General features: G+C 72.0%; 18 protein-coding genes. 7 read left to right on the forward strand and 11 right to left on the reverse strand.

Annotated elements, in window-relative coordinates; genetic code table 11:
• The first annotated feature begins 90 nt into the window (after positions 1-90).
• Entirely contained in the window at positions 91-381 is a 291-nt protein-coding gene (locus ACWY4P_RS37255) for a hypothetical protein (RefSeq protein WP_456204959.1), read from the forward strand.
• A 12-nt stretch (positions 382-393) separates the two neighbouring features.
• Positions 394-924: a DUF3515 family protein gene (locus tag ACWY4P_RS37260; RefSeq protein ID WP_456204960.1), complete on the forward strand. Its 531-nt coding sequence runs from the start codon at positions 394-396 to the stop codon at positions 922-924.
• A gap of 9 nt (positions 925-933) precedes the next feature.
• Here ACWY4P_RS37260 and ACWY4P_RS37265 read toward each other — a convergent pair whose 3' ends face one another.
• The 3 genes from ACWY4P_RS37265 to ACWY4P_RS37275 form a co-directional block, all read right to left on the reverse strand.
• Positions 934-1767 (reverse strand): hypothetical protein, encoded by an 834-nt coding sequence (locus tag ACWY4P_RS37265; protein WP_456204961.1) that lies wholly within the window; start codon positions 1765-1767, stop codon positions 934-936.
• Positions 1768-1779: 12 nt separating this feature from the next.
• Positions 1780-2541, reverse strand: coding sequence for an SGNH/GDSL hydrolase family protein (locus tag ACWY4P_RS37270; RefSeq protein ID WP_456204962.1), 762 nt, complete (start codon positions 2539-2541; stop codon positions 1780-1782).
• Between the two features lie 97 nt (positions 2542-2638).
• Entirely contained in the window at positions 2639-3289 is a 651-nt protein-coding gene (locus ACWY4P_RS37275; protein ID WP_456204963.1) for an NAD(P)-dependent oxidoreductase, read from the reverse strand.
• Positions 3290-3366: 77 nt separating this feature from the next.
• Here ACWY4P_RS37275 and ACWY4P_RS37280 point away from each other — a divergent pair, with 77 nt between their 5' ends.
• Positions 3367-3972, forward strand: a complete 606-nt coding sequence (locus ACWY4P_RS37280) for a TetR/AcrR family transcriptional regulator (RefSeq protein ID WP_456204964.1) — start codon at positions 3367-3369, stop codon at positions 3970-3972.
• A 522-nt stretch (positions 3973-4494) separates the two neighbouring features.
• Here the strand turns inward: ACWY4P_RS37280 and ACWY4P_RS37285 are convergent.
• From ACWY4P_RS37285 to ACWY4P_RS37295, 3 genes are read right to left on the reverse strand one after another with little or no spacing between them, the layout of a single operon-like run.
• Positions 4495-4764 carry a type II toxin-antitoxin system RelE family toxin gene (locus tag ACWY4P_RS37285; protein WP_456204965.1) on the reverse strand — a complete coding sequence of 90 codons (270 nt, stop codon included), beginning with the start codon at positions 4762-4764 and terminating at the stop codon, positions 4495-4497.
• Entirely contained in the window at positions 4761-5033 is a 273-nt protein-coding gene (locus tag ACWY4P_RS37290) for a type II toxin-antitoxin system Phd/YefM family antitoxin (RefSeq protein WP_456204966.1), read from the reverse strand. Before ACWY4P_RS37290 ends, ACWY4P_RS37285 begins: the two co-directional genes overlap by 4 nt.
• Before the next feature lie 43 nt (positions 5034-5076).
• A complete protein-coding gene (locus tag ACWY4P_RS37295) occupies positions 5077-5796 on the reverse strand; it encodes a DUF4232 domain-containing protein (RefSeq protein WP_456204967.1) in 720 nt (239 codons plus the stop codon).
• Between the two features lie 167 nt (positions 5797-5963).
• Here ACWY4P_RS37295 and ACWY4P_RS37300 point away from each other — a divergent pair, with 167 nt between their 5' ends.
• Positions 5964-7319 carry an alpha/beta hydrolase gene (locus ACWY4P_RS37300; protein ID WP_456204968.1) on the forward strand — a complete coding sequence of 452 codons (1356 nt, stop codon included), beginning with the start codon at positions 5964-5966 and terminating at the stop codon, positions 7317-7319.
• A 79-nt stretch (positions 7320-7398) separates the two neighbouring features.
• On the opposite strand, the gene ACWY4P_RS37305 is transcribed toward ACWY4P_RS37300, so the two are convergent.
• The 3 genes from ACWY4P_RS37305 to ACWY4P_RS37315 all read right to left on the reverse strand — a co-directional run bounded on the left by ACWY4P_RS37305 (position 7399) and on the right by ACWY4P_RS37315 (position 10967).
• On the reverse strand, positions 7399-8985 hold the full coding sequence (locus ACWY4P_RS37305; RefSeq protein WP_456204969.1) for a beta strand repeat-containing protein: 1587 nt from the start codon (positions 8983-8985) through the stop codon (positions 7399-7401).
• Positions 8986-9147: 162 nt separating this feature from the next.
• On the reverse strand, positions 9148-9885 hold the full coding sequence (locus ACWY4P_RS37310; RefSeq protein WP_456204970.1) for an IPT/TIG domain-containing protein: 738 nt from the start codon (positions 9883-9885) through the stop codon (positions 9148-9150).
• 458 nt (positions 9886-10343) lie between these two features.
• Positions 10344-10967, reverse strand: coding sequence for a TetR/AcrR family transcriptional regulator (locus ACWY4P_RS37315; protein ID WP_456204971.1), 624 nt, complete (start codon positions 10965-10967; stop codon positions 10344-10346).
• 212 nt (positions 10968-11179) lie between these two features.
• Here ACWY4P_RS37315 and ACWY4P_RS37320 point away from each other — a divergent pair, with 212 nt between their 5' ends.
• A complete protein-coding gene (locus ACWY4P_RS37320; RefSeq protein ID WP_456213187.1) occupies positions 11180-13660 on the forward strand; it encodes a glycoside hydrolase family 3 protein in 2481 nt (826 codons plus the stop codon).
• A 26-nt stretch (positions 13661-13686) separates the two neighbouring features.
• Here ACWY4P_RS37320 and ACWY4P_RS37325 read toward each other — a convergent pair whose 3' ends face one another.
• Positions 13687-14631, reverse strand: coding sequence for an SGNH/GDSL hydrolase family protein (locus tag ACWY4P_RS37325; protein WP_456204972.1), 945 nt, complete (start codon positions 14629-14631; stop codon positions 13687-13689).
• A 327-nt stretch (positions 14632-14958) separates the two neighbouring features.
• On the opposite strand from ACWY4P_RS37325, the gene ACWY4P_RS37330 reads away from it, so the two are divergent.
• Positions 14959-15453 carry a DUF3145 domain-containing protein gene (locus ACWY4P_RS37330; protein WP_456204973.1) on the forward strand — a complete coding sequence of 165 codons (495 nt, stop codon included), beginning with the start codon at positions 14959-14961 and terminating at the stop codon, positions 15451-15453.
• Between the two features lie 81 nt (positions 15454-15534).
• Positions 15535-16434, forward strand: coding sequence for an NAD(P)-dependent oxidoreductase (locus tag ACWY4P_RS37335; RefSeq protein ID WP_456204974.1), 900 nt, complete (start codon positions 15535-15537; stop codon positions 16432-16434).
• 166 nt (positions 16435-16600) lie between these two features.
• Here ACWY4P_RS37335 and fabF read toward each other — a convergent pair whose 3' ends face one another.
• Positions 16601-17863: a beta-ketoacyl-ACP synthase II gene (gene fabF, locus ACWY4P_RS37340; RefSeq protein ID WP_456204975.1), complete on the reverse strand. Its 1263-nt coding sequence runs from the start codon at positions 17861-17863 to the stop codon at positions 16601-16603.
• Positions 17864-17876: the final 13 nt, after the last annotated feature.

Below are 17876 nucleotides of genomic sequence, written 5' to 3' on the forward strand. Positions count from 1 at the left end.
CCGGACCTGATGGCTGAACACTGAGGCGCTGGTGGGACGATGATCCAGAAGGCTGGTCATTAGCCCACCGACGGGTCTGAGGAGCATGCCGTGATCACTCCCTGGCACCGTGCCGTTTCCTACGCGGCGATCGTCACCCTTGCCTCCTGGGCGGTGGGCGAGGTCACGAACTTTCTCTGGGCGTTCGCGGCAGACGGGGGAGCCTGGGCTCGGGCCGCCTTTCTGTTTCCGGATGAGTTGGTCTTCCCGCTGTCCGCGATCGTCGTGTTGACGGGGGTGCGGATGCTGCTGCCGGCGTTGTCGCGGTCGCGTACGGTCGCCGTCGACGCGAGCCTGTACACCCTCGGTTGGCCGCGAACCTTTGTTGTCCAGTGGAAGTGAGGGTTTCTGACGATGGGCCGTCTTTCTCGCAAGGCGCGGGTCACTGTCGGCGTGGCCGCCGCCGGGCTGGTTGTCGCCGGGGTGGTCGTGGTGCGCGTGGTGAGCTCGCCCGCGTACGGTGTGGAGGCGGCGCCGAGGGGCGACGCGCCGGAGTGCGAGCGGATCGCGAAGGGCTATCCGTCAAGCCTGGTCGGGCGGGAGCGCGCTCATGGCGGGGCGCCCGGGGTCGCCGTGTGGGGTGACCGGGCGGTGATACTGCGCTGCGGGATGCGCCCGCCCCTTCCGACGGTCGACACGTGCGTGAAGGTCAACGATGTGGACTGGGTGATCGAGGAGGCGAAGCTCCACAGTGGCCGGAAGGTCCTCATCACCTACGGCCGGGACCCGGCGGTGGAGGTCTCGGTCTCCGACCGGGTCGCCGAGATCGACGGTGTCCTGGTGGAGTTGAGCAAGGCGGTGAAGCCGATCCGGCAGCAGCGGGGGAAGTGCCTGTCTGCGGACGATGTGCCGTACGGGGCGAGCAGCACGCCTTACGGGGGCTGAGCGCCGCCGTCAGCGCGAGGGGCGTTTCTCCCATTCCTCGCGGTCGCGCTCGTAGACCTCGTCGGGCGCGAGGAGATCGGTCGCGCCGGTGAAGCGGAGGAAGCCGGGGTCCAGGCAGTTGTCCCAGTCGTCGGCGCAGCGGTGCTGCCAGGAGGGGCCGTCCCAGTCGTCGTCCTCGCGGGCGCGGTGGACGACGCGGCCCCGCCAGCGGTACTCGATGTGCGTGGCCGCCGGGTGGTCGTCGGCGAGCGGGGCGAGCCAGGCGGGGGCGATGGCGGTGAGGGCCTCGCCCCAGTCGTTCGGGGTGGTGGGGGTGGCCAGGGCCGTCGGCGGCGGGTCGGGCAGCGGGCTCGTGGGGGTGGCCATGGGGCCGACCTCGGCGTCGCGGCAGTTGCCGGTGCGGTAGCTGCCGTTGACGGACAGCCGCCACGAGCCGTCGGGATGGCGCTGCCAGGGTGCTTCGGGGGCAACGGGCGGGCGGTCGCCGGTGGCCGTCACGCGTACTTCGTCGAACCCGTAGCGGCAGTACCGGTGCGGGCCGTCGTTGACGTCGTCCTGCCAGATCACGTCCTGATCGCTGCCCTCGTTGTGGTGCCGGCCCCAGATGGCGCCGTAGAGGTACGGGGCGTGGTCCTGGCAGAAGTTCACGATGTCGGGGCTCTTGCCCGAGCCGTACTGGACGTCGACGTAGCGCCCTTCCGGCCCGCACCGGGTCAGGACCGGGACGTGGTACGAACCGCCGCGGCCGAGCAGCATCCAGGTGATCCACTGCGCCTCGACGCCGGTGATGCGGTCACCGGGGCGGGCGTAGACCCGGATGGCGTCGGTGAAGATGTTCGACACGGTTTCATCATGTCAGCCGTTGGCACGGGCGGCCGGAGGGGTGTTGGCGGCGCGGAGGAACTCCTCGATCACGTCCGCGATCATCGCGGCTCCGCGGCTGTTCTGGTGGATGAAGTCTGTCGTCAGCTCCAGGCCGCGCCGCCGGGCGATGCTGTCGAAGGACCTGCCCAGCATGAAGTGTTGCATCGCGGCCCGGCTGGACAGCGCTCTGCCGTCTCGGAAGGCGATGCGGGGGGTGTGGCCACCCGCCCTGAGGTGGCCGGCCTGTCGTTCGTGGAGCGGCAGGTACGCGGTGCCGCAGGCGGCGGCCGTCTCCCTGACCACCTCGCTGAACTCGCCGGCCCGCAGCATCGGCGCCGAGCCCGGCTCCTGGCCCAGCGCCGGCAGCGACGCGAGGGCGACCCGGGCGTGGGTCTCCTCGGTCAGCCGGTGGGCGATGGTGGTGAGGTTCTGCCGGTACCAGTCGATCGTCGGCCGGGTCGGCAGCTTCTTCATCCTGGTGTACATGCGGAGGTTCTTCTCGCTGAGGCTCGCGTTGGCGTCGTTGGTGCCGATCAGCACGATGACGACGTCCGGCCGCTGGGCGACGACGGGGTCGAGGCGCTGTAGGGCGTTGTAGGCGAGGTCGCCGTTCGCGCCCGCGTTGGTGAAGGCGTAGGGCTGTCCGGCGGTGCGCTCTTTGAGTATCTGGATGTAGTCCACGCTGACCTGGGCGCTGGTGAGGCTGTCGCCCAGGCATACGACCTGGGTGGTGCCGGTGTGCTGGGTGGTCACGCGGTTTTCCTTCCGGTGGTCCGGGCCGGAGGGCCTGGACGGTGGGGCGTGGCAGGTGTGGTGCGGGTGGGCGGCCGGTGCGGTTCCGGCCGGTTTCTTAGGTGGCGATCCCCACTGCCCGGCCCACGGTGGCCGGGTCGTCGAGGCAGGTCAGCAGCGCGTCCGCCACGTCGGCCCGGCTGATGGTCATGCCGCCCGGGACGTTGCCGCCGACGACGCGCCGGTAGGCGCCGGTGCGGGGCTTGTCCGTCAGCTTGGGCGGTCGTACGACGGTCCATTCCGTGCCGCTCGCGCTGATCGCCTCCTCCATGGCCGCCAGGTCCGCGTAGGTGTCGCGTAGCACCCTGCGCAGCAGCGGGAAGACCACGGCGCGGGTGAGCGGGCCCTCGCCCTCGGCCACGGGGCCGACCGGGGCGGCGCTGACGGCGGACAGCCGGCGGACCCCCGTCCGGTCCATGGCCGCGGTGATCGCGCGCAGGGCGGTGCCGGCGATGTGTGTGGTCTTCGCCTGCGCGTTGCTCGTCGGGCCCACGGCGGAGATCACCGCGTCCCGGCCGGTCACGGCGGGGAGCAGCGGCTCGTGGTGGGTGAGGGAGGGGACGGTGACGACCTGGAGCCGTGGATGGGCGGGGACGGGCAGCCGCGCGGGGTCGCGCACCACCGCGGTCACCTCGTGGCCTGAGTCGAGGGCCTGCTGGACGACCTGGCGGCCGATGCGGCCGGTGGCGCCGAAGACGGTGAGTTTCATGGGAGCTCCCTGGGTGTGGCGGGACGTAGGGGGGTGGGTGAGTGCTCACTCACCCCTGCTTCCGGTAGGGTGAGTGAATGCTCACCCCGAAGTCAAGTCGGCCCACCCCGGAGCGTCTGCTGGACGCCGCCGAGAAGCTGATGCGCACCATCGGACTGGCCAACGCCACGACCAAGGCCATCGCCCGCGAGGCGGGCTGCTCGGAGGCCGCGCTCTACAAGCACTTCGCGAACAAGGAAGAGCTGTTCGTACGGGTGCTCACGGAGCGCTCCCCCAACGCCGGCCCGCTCCTCGCCGCGCTCACCGGCGAGCCGGGGGAGCGCACCCCCGAGGAGTGCCTGGCGGAGATCGCCCGCCACGCCTCGCTCTTCTACGCCGACGCCATGCCGATGGCGGCCTCTCTCTTCGCCGAGCCGGCCCTGCTCAACCGCCACCGGGAGGGCATTCAGCAGATCGGCAGGGGCCCGCACATGGTGCTCGACGCGCTGACCGGCCATCTGCGGCGGGAGCGCGACCGCGGGCGGATCCGAGCCGACGCCGATCCGCGCGCCGCTGCGGCGCTGCTGCTCGGCGCCTGCTTTCAGCGGGCGTTCTTTCTGCACTTCTCGGGCGAGGAGGCCGTGCAGCCGGTGGAGGAGTTCGCCGCGGCCGTGGCCCGTACGGTGTGGGCGGCGGTCGGGTGAGACCGCGCCTCGGGGGGCGCGCCAACTGCGCTGTCGTCGAACGGCCTTGCGTATGATGCGGGCGGTCTCGCAGCCGCGGGGCCCGTGTGCGTTTCTTTGACGAAAGGCGGACCACCACCGTGTCCGATGACCAGGAGGACGAGGTCCACGAGGTGCTCGACGAGCTGGAAGACGCTCTGGAGGACATGGGCATCGACATCGAGCTCGACGGCGACTGAGCGTCGGGCGGCTGAGCGGCTGGGACTGAGCGGGGAGGGTGGTCGACGCGCGTTGGCCACCCTCCCCGCGCGAGCCGGTCCGCGAGGGCGGCGAAGTCGTCGTCGACCCATCCTCCTGTTGCGGGGCCTTGGCCTGAGCCTGCCCGTGATCGCGGAGGCCCTGGACCGGCAGCGGGACGAGGAGACGGCCCTCCGTGACCACATCGAGCTCCGAGGCGAGCGTGACCGTCTGGATCGGCGGATCAGGGCCATCCGGCAGGGCCGGGGCCGACCGGGGCCTGTGAGGGCCTGGGCGGCCTGTGCCTCACAGGTTGCGGTAGACGTCGCGCCGATTGCCCACCTTGACGACGAGAATGACGAGTTCGCCGTCATCGATCTGGTAGGCGATCCGGTAATTGCCGACCCGGAGCCGGTAGAGACCCGACGGGCCGGTGAGCTTCTTGATGTCGGCGTCCTCGCGGTACGGGTCGTCGCCGAGGGCCGTCAGCGCGGTCAGGATGCGCATGGCATCGGGCCGACTGATGGCTCGGAGCTGTCGCTGTGCCGCCGCGGTGAACCGGAACGCGTACTTCACGCCGCGTCTTCGCTGTGCTCGGTGAACAGGTCCGCCAGCAACTCGGCCATTGTCACGGTGGGGCCGCCCTCGGCCAACACCGCTTCCGCCTCTCTGGCCAACATCACGTCGGCTGCCTCTTCCAGTGCCTCGAAGTCCGCGATCGGAACCACGGCGGCCACCGGAACGCCGTTGCGAGTGATCACCGTCGGGGTGCCCTGCTCGGCCCGGTTGATGTGGTCCGCAAGGTGTGTGCGGGCTTCTCGTACGGTCACGGTGTTCTCGGTCATGCACTCAGTGTACGCGTCTGTGTGTACGCGCGTGAGTGCCTGCTTACCGCGTGGCGGTCCGGGCGCTCTGGCGGGGGGTGGGTGTCTTCGTGGAGGTCTTCTCCGGGGTGGACCAGGGGCTGACGCCAAGCTTGCCGGTGTTGCCGAGGTCGAGCAGGGCGGTCACGGTCTGCGCGGGGCGTCCCGCGGCCGGAGTGATCTCCACCTGGCTGCCGTTGACGGCCGGGGTCGTCGCGTCGGTCACGGTGTTCCGCCACACCAGGCCCGCCACCGCCGTCTCCTTGGGCCGCAGCGTCACCTGCCGGGGCGCGGCGTCGAAGTTGTCGAGGGTGGCGATGCCCGCGGAGCCGTGGCTGACGCGGATGTCCAGTGCCTTTCCGTCCTCGTCCAGGACGCGGATGGTCGGATAGCCGCGCAGCGTGTAGGTGCGCTTGCCGCAGTTGACCAGCTCCAGAGTCATGGCGCGCAGGCCCATGGCGGCGCTCGGCTCTTCGGCCCGGACGTACACACCGGACTCCGGGCAGGTGGGCGGTGCGGCGGGGGTGGGGCTCGACAGGTCGCCGTAGGGGCGTTTGCTGGGGTCGATGGGGGCGACGGACGGGGCGGGAGGCGGGACGGGTGCCGCGGCCGTCTCGGAGGCGGGCTTGGTGCCGCAGGCGGTGAGGAGGCCGAGCAGGCCCGCCGCGCAGCCAAGTGCGACCACACGACCGGGAGTTGAGCTGCGGGGTCTGACCGGGTCCGGGTCCGTCGGTCTCTCGTTCATGCGGCCATGTGTCGTCATGGCGGCATCCTTGCACGGTCGGCCATGAGTTCGACTCGTATCCCGTGTACCCGCGTATCCCGTATATCCCGGGTACCCCGACGAAAGTCAGATGCTTCCCTGGCGATCGGCAGTGGGGCGGGGAGCCGGTGCCGGGCCAGAGTCGGGGCATGCGATTGATGACTTCCGCCGTGTCCCGGCTCTCACGGCGTCAACTACTCGGCGGCCTCGCCGCCACGGGGGCCGCCGTGACCCTCGCGTCCGCTTCCCTCGCTTCCGGCGCGGTGTCCTCCGGCAACGGCGGCAAGGGCGACAAGGGCCGCACGGGCGGCACGGAGCAGGCGCGCGAGGGGGACGCCATACGGGTCGAGTTGCCCGCGCCCACCGGTCCGTACCCGGTCGGGATGGTTGAGCTGCACCTGGTGGACCGGGGGCGGAAGGAGCGGTGGGGGCCTGGGGACCGGGAGCTCATGGTGAGTGTGTGGTACCCGGCGCAGCGGGAGGCGGACGGGGCGCGGGTGCCGTATATGCGGCCGGGTGCGGCCGAGGTGTTCGGGGCGGGGGCCGCGCGGATCCTGAAGGTCGAGGGCGGGGCCATCGACTGGGCCGGCTTCACCACGCACGCCCGCGAGGGGGCGGGCGTGGCGCGTGGGCTGGGGCGCAGGCCCGTGGTGCTGTATTCGCCCGGGATGTACAACGAGCGCACGCTGGACACCGGCGCGGTGGTGGAGCTGGCCGGCCAGGGCTATGTCGTGGTGACGGTCGACCCGACCTACGAGGCGCACGCGGTGGAGTTCCCCGACGGGAGGGTCGCCGAGGCGTCCGCGGAGATCGGCAAGATCGAGCCGATCGTCGACCGCAACAAGGCGGTGCTGGAGGTGCGGGTGGCCGATGTCCGGTTCGTGCTGGACCGGCTGGAGGTGCTCGCGCGCGGTGGCAACCCCGACGCCGGGCGGCGACGGCTGCCCAGCGGGCTCGGCGCGGCGCTGGACATGGCGCGGGTCGGGATGTTCGGGCACTCGCTCGGGGGCATGACGACGGCCGAGGCCATGCGGCTGGACCGGCGGATCCGGGCCGGGGTGAACCTGGACGGGCCGCTGGGTTACGACTGGACCGACCCCGATCTGCTGCTGCCGGTCGCGCACAGCGGGCTGGACCGGCCGTTTCTGCTCATGGGGGCGTGGCTGGACACCACGTCGGGGCGGCAGCCGCACACCCATGAGCACTCGCCCTCCTGGCGGGCGCTGTGGCGCAACTCCACGGGCTGGAAGCGCGACCTGTGGACGCAGACGGCCGAGCACAACTCGTTCACCGACTACGAGATCGTCCTCCCCGCCCTCGCCGAACGCCTCACGCTGCCCGAGGGGTTCCAGAAGCAGATGATCGGCAGCGTGAACCCGACCCGCTTCGCGGCGAGTCGGCGGGCCTACCTCACGGCGTTCTTCGACCGGCATCTGCGCGGGCTGCACCGGCCGCTGCTGGACGGGCCGTCGCCGGACCACCCGGACGTGCGGTTCATCGACTGAGCGCGGGTGACGACGACTCCTGTGCCGCCCGTGGCTGCCGTCCGTGGCTGCCGTCCGTGGCGCGGCACAGGGCGTCGGCTTACCCCGGCGGGGGCACGTAGGTGAAGGTCAGGTTGTTGCTGGTGCCGCCCGTGGCCGTGACGTTGACGTTGGCCGAGCCGGTGCCGGGCGGGGAGACCGCGACCAGCTGAGTGTCGGAGAGCACCGTGTACGCGGCCGAGACGGCGTTGAAGTGGACGGACGAGGTGGTGGTGAGGTTGGTCCCGGTGACGGTCACCGACGTGCCGCCGATCTCCGGGCCCAGGTTGGGGTTGAGGGTGGTGATGGCGGGGGCCGGGGCGTAGGTGTAGACGAGGTTGTTGCTGGTCCCGCCGGGGGTGGTGACGTTCACATTGACGGTCCCGCTGCCGGCCGGCGCCGGGAAGCTGACCTGGTTGTCGTTGAGGACGGTGAAGGTGACCGAGGCGGCACCGACGTGCACCGCGCTGGTGAGGGTGAGGTTGAAGCCGTTGATGACCACCGTGTTGGCCCCGCCCGTCGGTCCGCTCGCGGGGTCGAGCGAGGTCAGGGCGGGCGGCGACACGTAGAAGTAGAAGACGCCCGAGCTGCTGGTGCCGCCCGGGGTGACCACGTTCACCGGGGAGGCTCCGGGGGCGCCGGGCGGGGCGGTGGCGGTGATCTGGGTGGCGGAGTTGACGGTGAAGGAGGGGGCGGCGGCGGCGCCGAACAGCACCTGGGTGGCGCCGGTGAAGCCGGTGCCGGTGATGACGACGGAGTTGCCGCCGCCCGTCGGCCCCTGCGCGGGGCTGACCGCGGTGACCGTGGGGATGGCGCTGTAGGTGTAGGAGAGGTTGTTGCTGGTGCCGCCGGGGGTCGTGACGTTGACGTTGACCGTGCCGGTTCCGGGCGGGGCGACCGCGGACACCTGGGTGGGCGAGAGCACCGTGAAGCCGGCCGCGGCGGCGCCGAAGTGGACGGATGTGGTGGTGGCCAGGTTGGTCCCGGTGATGGTGACCGTATTGCCGCCGGCCTGCGGCCCCGAGGTCGGGCTCAGGGAGGTGATGGCCGGGGCGGCGAGGTAGGTGTACGTGAGGCCGTTGCTCGTGCCGTTGGGCGTGGTGACCTTCACCTGCACGCTGCCGGTGCCGGGCGGGGCGGTGGCGGTGATCTGGGTGGCGGAGTTGACGGTGAAGGAGGGGGCGGCGGTGGCGCCGAACAGCACCTGGGTGGCGCCCGTGAAGCCGGTGCCGGTGAGGACGACGGAGTTGCCGCCGCCGGTCGGCCCGGAGGTCGGACTGAGACCGCTGAGGGTCGGCGCCGGCGCCGCGGTGTAGGTGAAGTTGACGGCCTGGGTGCTGGTGCCGTTCGGCGTGGTGACGGTGATCCGGACGGTGCCGCTGTTCGCCGGAACGGTCGCGGTGATCTGTGTGTCGGAGACGACGCTGAAGGAGGACAGGGCGGTGCCGAACCTGACCTGGGTGGCGCCGGTGAAGCCACTGCCGCTGATGACCACCGACGTCCCCGCCGGCCCGCTGCCCGGACTCACCCCGGTCACCACGGGCGGTGCAGCGGCGGCCTGCGGGGTGGGGGTGGCGGTCTTCGTATCGGCGTCAGCGGTGGTGGCGGGTGGTGCGGTGGAGGGTTGGGCGGTGGGGGTGGAGGGCACGGCTGCGCCTTTCTCGTCTCCGTTTCCGGGGGCGTGGATGTGTGTCAGGACCGCGGTGTGCCGGGTGGGGCGGGCCGGGGACGGATGGTGGCGGGGCGGTGGTACGGCGCGCGGCGAGGGGCGGGAGACGGCCGTGGCCGTCTCCCGCCCCTGAGCGGTGGATCATCCGGGCGGGGCCGCGTAGACGAAGTTCTGCGTGGAGTCGGTGCCGCCGGGGGTGGTCACATTGACGGCGACCGTCCCGGTGCCGGCCGGGGCGTAGGCGATGAGCTGGGTGTCGCTGTTCACCACGAAGGCGGCCGAGGTGGCGCCGTAGGTCACGCTGGTCGTCTCGCTGAGGCCGGTGCCGACGATGGTGCTGGCGGTCCCGCCGGCCTCCGGACCGGTCCCCGGGGTGATGCTGGTGGTCGTGGGCGCGTCCTCGTAGGTGAAGAACAGCCCGTTGGTGGAGCCGCCCTTGGTGGTGACGGTGACCGGCACGGTCTGGGCGGTGGCGGAGGTCGGCGCCGTGACGTTGAGGGTGCTGTCGTTGACGACGGTGGGGGTGGCCGAGCCGACGGCGCCGAAGGTCACCGATGAGGCGGTGCTCAGATTGGCGCCGGAGATGGTGGTGGTCGCCCCGGTCAGCGGTCCCGAGGTGTTGCTGAGGGCGGTCTTGATCGGCTGGGGGACGTAGAAGTAGTTGACGGGGCTGGTGGTGCCGCCGGGCGTGGTCACCGTCACGCCCACGACGCCGTTGCCCGAGGGGGCGGTGGCGGTGATCTGGGTGGCGGAGTTGACGGTGAAGGAGGCGGACTTGGTGCCGAATTTCACGCTCGTCGCGCCGGTGAAGTTGGTACCGGTGATGACGACCGAGTTCCCGCCTGCTGATGGGCCCTGGGTCGGATTGAGTGTTGCCATGGGGGGGGCTCCTTTTGTGGTGTGCGGCGTATCCCTCGGATTCGGAAGGTGATTGCGGTCTCCGCTGCCATGGATCGCGGAAAGGCCGTATCGGATCCGTGCAGGCGGGCCTGCGCCGGGGGATGGGAAGCCGCTGGTCGAGAGGGGATGGCGGCCCCGTAGCCGGCAGATCGGGACTCGCGGGCCGTGGCTCGCAGCCGGTAGCTCTGCGAGGTGGCTGCCTCTCTGGATCGATTGAACGGAATGTTCGATCAGGTGAGAAGAGCGTGCGTGATGCCGCTGGGAGTGAATATGACTGTATGTAAAAGCAACGCGAGGAGGAATTCCGCGCCGGAGTGCCTCGATGTGTGCCGGTTTTCCCTTCACCGGGCTGGACACCGACCGCTGAATTCTGGTGCGGCGTTTCCGGGAGGGCGAGCACGGGGAGCGGGCAGAGGCGGGCTCTGCGGCCTGCTCCGTCAGTCGCGCGGCGGTGCCGGCTGCCCCAGCAGGGTGAGGAAGGACCGGAAGGCGGCGGGCATGTCCACCGCCTCCGGGTCGTGCAGCCACTGGTACTGAAGCCCGTCCAGCACCGCGACCAGCAGCGGCGCGGCCTCCTCGGGCCGGAGGCCGCCGGGCAGCCGGTCGCCGAACTCGCCGCGCAGGGTGGCCGCCATGTCGGCGCGCACCCGCTCGTAGCGCCGGGTGAAGAACTCGCGGGCCGGGTGGTCGTCGGTGACGCTCTCGCCGAGGAGGGCGGAGAAGGTCTGCACGATGCCCGGCCGCATGGCGTTGTACTCCACCAGCGAGGCGAGCAGATCCAGCGGCCAGGCGGCCGAATCACCGCGCCGCGCGGAGCCGGTGTCCCACTGGTCGCGCTCCGCGAGCACCGCGACGAGCAGCGCCTCCTTGGTGGGGAAGTAGTGCAGCAGACCCTGCTGGGTCAGGCCGACGCGCTCGGCGACCGCGCCCAGAGTGGCGCCCCGGTAGCCGCGCTCGGCGATCACCTCGAGCGCGCGGCGGACGATCTCGGCGCGCCGCTCCTCGCCGCGCGCCCCGCGTCTGGCGCCGCCGTCCCCGCCGCTCCGCGCCCGTTCGGCCATCGCCGTGCCTGCCTTCCCGCTTCCCGCTCGCCGACTGAAACACTCGTTCGCCGCTCGCCGACCGTACGGCATCCCCCGCACCGCGAGGCTCGGATATCGAACTGAATAACGAAATGGTAACTATACCTACCTGGCTACAGGTCATCGCGGGCGGTCCGGTCCACCATGGCCTCAATCGACCGCAGCGATCAGCAGGAGGCGCCGTGAAGGCCGTGGAGAACGCGCTGGGCAAGCTCGACCTGGACACCAAGGCGCGGCTGCTCTCCGGCCAGGACATGTGGTCGCTGCCCGCCGTCCCGGAGATCGGGCTGCGGTCGCTGGTGATGTCGGACGGCCCGATCGGCGTGCGCGGGGTGCGCTGGAGCGCCGACGACCCGTCGATCGCCCTGCCCAGCCCCACCGCCCTGGCCGCGACCTGGGACCCGGGCCTCGCCCGCCGCGCGGGTCACCTGCTCGCCCAGGAGGCGCGCCGCAAGGGCGTGCATGTGCTGCTGGCGCCGACCGTCAACCTGCACCGCTCACCGCTGGGCGGCCGCCACTTCGAGGCGTACAGCGAGGACCCGTACCTCACCGGCGAGATCGGCACCGGCTACGTGACCGGCGTCCAGGAGGGCGGGGTGGGCACGACCGTCAAGCACTTCGTCGCCAACGACGCCGAGACCGAGCGCTTCACCGTCGACAACAGGGTCGGCGCGCGGGCGCTGCGCGAGCTGTACCTCGCCCCCTTCGAAGCCATCGTCAAGAACGCCCGCCCCTGGGGCGTCATGGCCGCCTACAACGGCGTCAACGGCTCGACGATGACCGAGCACCGCGAGCTGCAGCAGGGGGTGCTGCGCGGCGAGTGGGGGTTCGACGGCTTCATCGTCTCCGACTGGCTGGCCGCCCGCGACACCGTACGGGACCTGCTCGGCGGGCTCGACGTCGCCATGCCCGGCCCGCGCACCGTCTACGGCGAGGCGCTGGCCGCCGCCGTACGGGCCGGGGAGGTCCCCGAGGCCGACGTGGACGAGGCGGTGCGCCGCGTGCTGACCCTCGCCGCCCGGGTCGGGGCCCTGGACGGGGTGGCCCCGGCGGTGGCCGTCGCCGACCGGCCGGGCCCCATCGACGGTGAGGCGCTGGCCCGCGAGATCGCCCGGCGCTCCTTCGTCCTGCTGCGCAACGCCCCCGCGCCCGACGGCCGCCCCGCCCTGCCGCTCGACCCCGCCCAGGTGACGAGCGTCGCGCTGCTCGGCGCGGCTGCCCGGGACGCCCGGGTGCTCGGCGGCGGCTCCGCCCAGGTCTTCCCCGAGAGCGTCATCTCCCCGCTGGAGGGGCTGCGCGCGGCCCTGCCCCCGGGCGTCCTGACCTACGCCGTCGGCGCCGACCCCACCGATGAACTCGCCCCGGCCGCCCAGGGGTTCGAGCTGCGCGCCGTCGTGCGCGCCGAGGACGGGCGGACGCTGGGGGAGTCGACGCTGCCGAACGGAGAGGTGCGGTGGCTCGGCGACCTCCCGGACGGGGTGACGTACGAGGAACTGCACACCGTCGAGATCACCGGCACCCTCACCCCGCGCGAGTCCGGCCGCCACACCTTCGGCACCCGGGGCCTCGGCGGGTTCCGGCTGGCCGTCGACGACGAGGTGCTCTACGACGGGGTGCAGGACATGGAGGACGCGCGCGACCCCTTCGAGGCGTTCTTCGGCGAGCCCCAGCCGCGGGCGACCGCCGAGCTGACGGCGGACAAGCCCGTACGGGTCAGCCTCACCTGTACGGCCGTCAAGGTTGAGGAGGCCCCGCTGGAGGCCGTGTGCATGAGCCTCATGCACCGCGCCCCCGAGCGCGACGCCGACGAGCTGATCGAGGAGGCCGTGGCGGCCGCCGCGGCCGCCGAGGTCGCCGTGGTGGTCGTCGCCACCACCGAGCGCGTCGAGAGCGAGGGCTTCGACCGCTCCGACCTGCGGCTGCCGGGCCGTCAGGACGAGCTGGTGCGGCGCGTGGCCGCGACCGGCACCCGCACCGTGGTGGTCGTCAACTCCGGCTCGCCGGTGGAGATGCCGTGGCGCGAGGACGTCGCCGCGGTGCTGCTGAGCTGGTTCCCGGGGCAGGACGCGGGCCTCGCGCTCGCGGACGTCCTGCTCGGCGCGGGGGAGCCCGGCGGGCGGCTGCCCACCACCTGGCCGGCCCGGCTCGAGGACGCCCCGGTCAGCGAGGTCCGGCCGACGGAGGGCCGGCTGAGCTACGACGAGGGCGTGTTCATCGGCTACCGCGCCTGGGAGCGGCGCGCGGCGCAGCGGCCGGAGGCGGCCCCGGCGCCCGCGTACTGCTTCGGCCACGGCCTCGGGTACACCGAATGGGCCTACGAGTCGGCGGAGTTCACCGCGGCTGAGCCGGGCGGCGACGACCTGGGCACGCTCACCGTATGGGTCCGCAACACCGGGGCGCGGGCGGGCCGGGAGGTGGTCCAGGTCTATCTCGAGGTGCCCGAGGGCGACGGCGAGGAGCGGCCGGTGCGCCGCCTCGCGGGGTTCGCCTCCGTGGCCGCCGGGCCGGGCGGGAAGGCGCGGGCGGCCATCACGCTGCCGCGCCGGGCCGCGGAGGTCTGGGACGAGGCCGCGCACGCCTGGCGGCTGGTCCCCGGCGGGTACGCCGCGCGGGTGGGCCGCAGCATCGCCGACCGCCAGCTGTCCGTGCCGGTGCCGGTGCCGGTGGCCTGACCTCTGATCAGCGGAGTGTGGCCGGTTTATGGCGCGGTGATGCGACGGTAGGCCATCTCGGCGAGTTGCTGCTGGCCCTCCTTGCTCGGGTGGAACCAGTCCCACTTGCTCAACTCGTCCGTGGAGAACTGGTAGTTGTGCACCGCGTCGTCGTACCGGCACAGCGTGTCCTGGGCGCAGACGGACTTCAGCGCCGCGTTGTACTCGTCCACCCGGTCCTCCACCCGGCGGCGCCGATCCTCCGCCGCCGGGTCGGTGGCGTCGGAGTCCTTGAGCATCGACGGGCAGATCCCCAGCTTCCAGATCTGCCGGCCCAGCACGTTCTTGCGCCCCTCGGACCACAGCCGCTTCAGGTCCGGCACGCTGGCCACGTACACCTGCGTCTTGGGCAGGTCGTCGCGCAGCGTCTTGAACGCGGCGCTGAAGTCGGTCCGGAAGTCGGCCGTCGAGGTCATGTCGTCGACCGAGGTCCGGCAGGCGTCATTGGCGCCGATCAGGATGGTCACCAGCTGCGGCTTCCGGGTGACCGCCGACTGGACCTGGCCGGACAGGTCGGCCACCACCGCCCCCGTCTTGGCGTAGTTCCAGCTGCGCGTGGAGGAGCGGGAAGCGGCGGGCAGCAGCCGGCGGGCGAGGCTGTTCACCTCCGTCCCGGTGGACCAGGACACCTCGGGGCAGTCGGACAGCACCGAGCAGGCGTCGAAGCCGCGGGTGATGGAGTCGCCGAGGGAGGCGATGGAGTCGGGCCTGGTGTTCCACAGGATGCTGGGCTTGGCGGCGGGGCGCTTGCTGCTCCCGGAGCCGCCCGGGTGGGAGGCGTCGTCGGAGCCGCCGAGGCAGCCTCCCGACGCCAGCACGGCGCCCGTCGTGAGCAGTGCGACGGCGGTGCGCGCGGCGGCGGTACGAGGAGTCGTGGACGTGAACCGTGCCCCCAGAAATGTCCGGTGCCGGCGTGCTGCGTTGCCCCGCATGGCTGTTCCCCCTCCGACTCTTGGGTGATTCTGTCCAGGACCGACGGTACGTCACTCGTCCGGCCGCACCGCGCGGTAGCTTTTTCCCGTGCCAGTTGAGCTCCGCCCCTGGCGGGAGCGGGAGCGTTCCGGTACGGGCAAATTACCTGGCGTCACATCATGTCCGTTTTCAGAAGAATTCTGCCCGAAAAATTTCACTGAAGGTAACCTTGGGGCTGGTGCGAGGGTGATCATTAGGGCAGAATGTCTAGTGGTGTCCCAGGCGTCACCGGTACGGACACGAGGCCGCTGGGGAAGGCGTACCTCGAAACCGCACAGGAGGCCCAGGTGACGACACGTGGAGTTCTGTACATGCACTCCGCTCCGCGCGCGCTGTGCCCGCACGTCGAATGGGCCATCGCGGGCGTACTCGGCGTGCGCGTCACCCTCGACTGGATCAAACAGCCCGCCGCGTCCGGCACTTGGCGCGCCGAGTTCTCCTGGCAGGGTGAGGTCGGCACCGCCTCCAAACTGGCCTCCGCGCTCCGCGGCTGGCAGCTGCTGCGCTTCGAGGTGACCGCGGAACCGTGCGCCACGGCCGAGGGCGAGCGCTACAGCTCCACCCCCGATCTCGGCATCTTCCACGCCGTCACCGGCATGCACGGCGACATCCTGATCCCCGAGGACCGGCTGCGCGCCGCGCTCGCGCGCTCGGCGCGCGGGGAGAGCGATCTACAGGCCGAGGTCGCCAAGCTGCTCGGCAAGCCCTGGGACGACGAGTTGGAGCCCTTCCGCTACGCGGGGGAGGGCGCCCCCGTCCGCTGGCTCCACCAGGTGGTCTGAGCCGGGCGGTCTGAGTCGGGTGGTGTGAGCCAGTTGGTGTGCGTTTGACCTGGAGACCGCTCCAGGACCTAGCGTTCAGACATGACCGAGAACCTCCCCACACCCCGTCCCGCACAATCCGTCGCGGTCCTCGGCGCCGGCATCATGGGCTTCCCGATGGCCCGCAACCTCGCCGGCGCCGGGCTCGAGGTCCGCGCGTGGAACCGCACCCGGACCAAGGCCGAGGCGCTGGCCGCCCACGGTGTGCGCGTCACCGACACCCCCGCCGAGGCCGTGGACGGCGCCGACGCCGTCCTGACGATGCTGTACGACGGCCCGACCGCCCTCGACGTGATGCGGCAGGCCGCCCCGGCGCTGCGCCCCGGCACGGTGTGGGCCCAGTCCACCACCGCCGGTCTCGATGGCCTGGACGCCCTCGCCGCGTTCGCCCGGGAGAGCGGCCTGGTCTTCGTCGACGCCCCCGTCCTGGGCACCAAGCAGCCCGCCGAGAGCGGACAGCTGCTGGTGCTCGCCGCGGGCCCGGAGCCGGCCCGTACCGTCCTGGCCCCGGTCTTCGCCGGGGTCGGCAGCCGGACCCTGTGGGTGGGTGACAGCGGCGAGGAGGGCGCGGCCACTCGGCTCAAGCTGGTGGCCAACAGCTGGGTGCTCGCCGTCACCAACGGCGCCGCCGAGGCCCTCGCGCTGGCCAAGGGGCTCGGCGTGGACCCGCGTGCCTTCCTGGACACCGTCGCGGGCGGGCCGCTGGACATGGGCTATCTGCGGGCCAAGGCGGAGCTGCTGCTCAGCGGCCGTCTGGAGGCCAGCTTCGCGACCAGGACCGCCGAGAAGGACGCCCGGCTGATCGTCGAGGCGGGCGAGCGCGCGGGGGTGCGGCTGGATGTGGCGGCCGCGGGTGCGGAGCGGTTCCGGCGGGCCACCGAGCGGGGGTTCGGCGACGCGGACATGGTGGCCTCGTACTTCGCGAGCTTCGACGAGACCTGAGCCGGACCGGGCGCCCGCGTCCGGGCAAGGCGAGGCCGTATGCCTAAGGCCGCATACGTAAGGCTGTGTACGTAAGGCCGTATGCGTAAGGCCGTATACGTGACGCCGCATGCGTAAGGCCCGTACGGTCACTCACCTGCGAGTGACCGTACGGGCCTTCGTGAGCTCACACCGTGCGGAAAGCAAGCACCACGTTGTGGCCGCCGAAGCCGAACGAGTCGTTGAGCGCCGCGATGGTGCCCGCCGGGAGGGGCCGTGGCTCGCCGCGCACGACGTCCGCGTCCGCCTCCGGGTCGAGGCTGTCGAGGTTGATGGTCGGCGGGGCCAGCCGGTGGTACAGGGCCAGCACCGTGGCGACCGTCTCCACGCCGCCCGCGCCGCCGAGCAGATGGCCGGTCATCGACTTGGTGGCGGAGATCGCCATGTGGTCGACGTCGTGGCCGAAGACCTTGCGCAGCGCCTTGATCTCCGCCACATCGCCCTGCGGGGTCGAGGTCGCGTGCGCGTTGACGTGCACGATCTCGGCCGGCTTGAGCTCGGCGGAGTCGACCAGGTTCTGCAGCGCGTGTGCGATGCCGTTGCCGGACGGCTCCGGCTGGGTGATGTGGTGCGCGTCGGCGGAGATGCCCTGGCCGACGGCCTCGGCGTAGACCCGCGCGCCGCGCCGGGCGGCGTGCTCGGCCGACTCCAGGACGACGACGCCCGAGCCCTCACCCATCACAAAGCCGTTGCGGCCGGCGTCGTACGGGCGCGAGGCGCCCTGCGGGTCCTCGTTGTTCTTCGACATCGCCATCATGTTGCCGAAGGCCACGATGGGCAGCGGGTGGATGGCCGCCTCGGTGCCGCCCGCGACGACCACATCGGCGCGGCCGGTGCGGATCATCTCGATGGCGTAGCCGATGGCCTCCGCGCCCGACGCACACGCGCTGACCGGGGTGTGCACACCGGCGCGGGCGCCGACCTCCAGGCCGACGTTGGCCGCCGGGCCGTTGGGCATCAGCATCGGCACGGTGTGCGGGGACACCTTGCGGACGCCCTTCTCGCGCAGCACGTCGTGCTGCTCGAGGAGGGTGGTCACGCCGCCGATGCCGGAGGCCACGACCGCGCCGAGCCGGTCGGGGTCGACCGTCGGGTCCTCGCCCGCCTTGGCGGTGAAGCCGGCGTCCGCCCACGCCTCACGGGCCGCGATCAGCGCGAACTGCGCCGAGCGGTCCAGCCTGCGGGCCTGCGGGCGCGGGATGACGGTGCCCGGCTCCACCGCGATCCGCGCGGCGATGCGGACGGGCAGATCGACCGCCCAGTCCTCCTCGAGGAGGCTGACGCCGGAACGTCCGGCGAGCAGTGCCTCCCAGGTGGAAGGGGCGTCGCCACCCAGCGGCGTCGTGGCACCAACACCGGTGACGACCACGGTGCGATTGGTCGAGTTCACAGGAATTCTTACT

It is taken from the genome of Streptomyces sp. LZ34 (assembly GCF_053890475.1).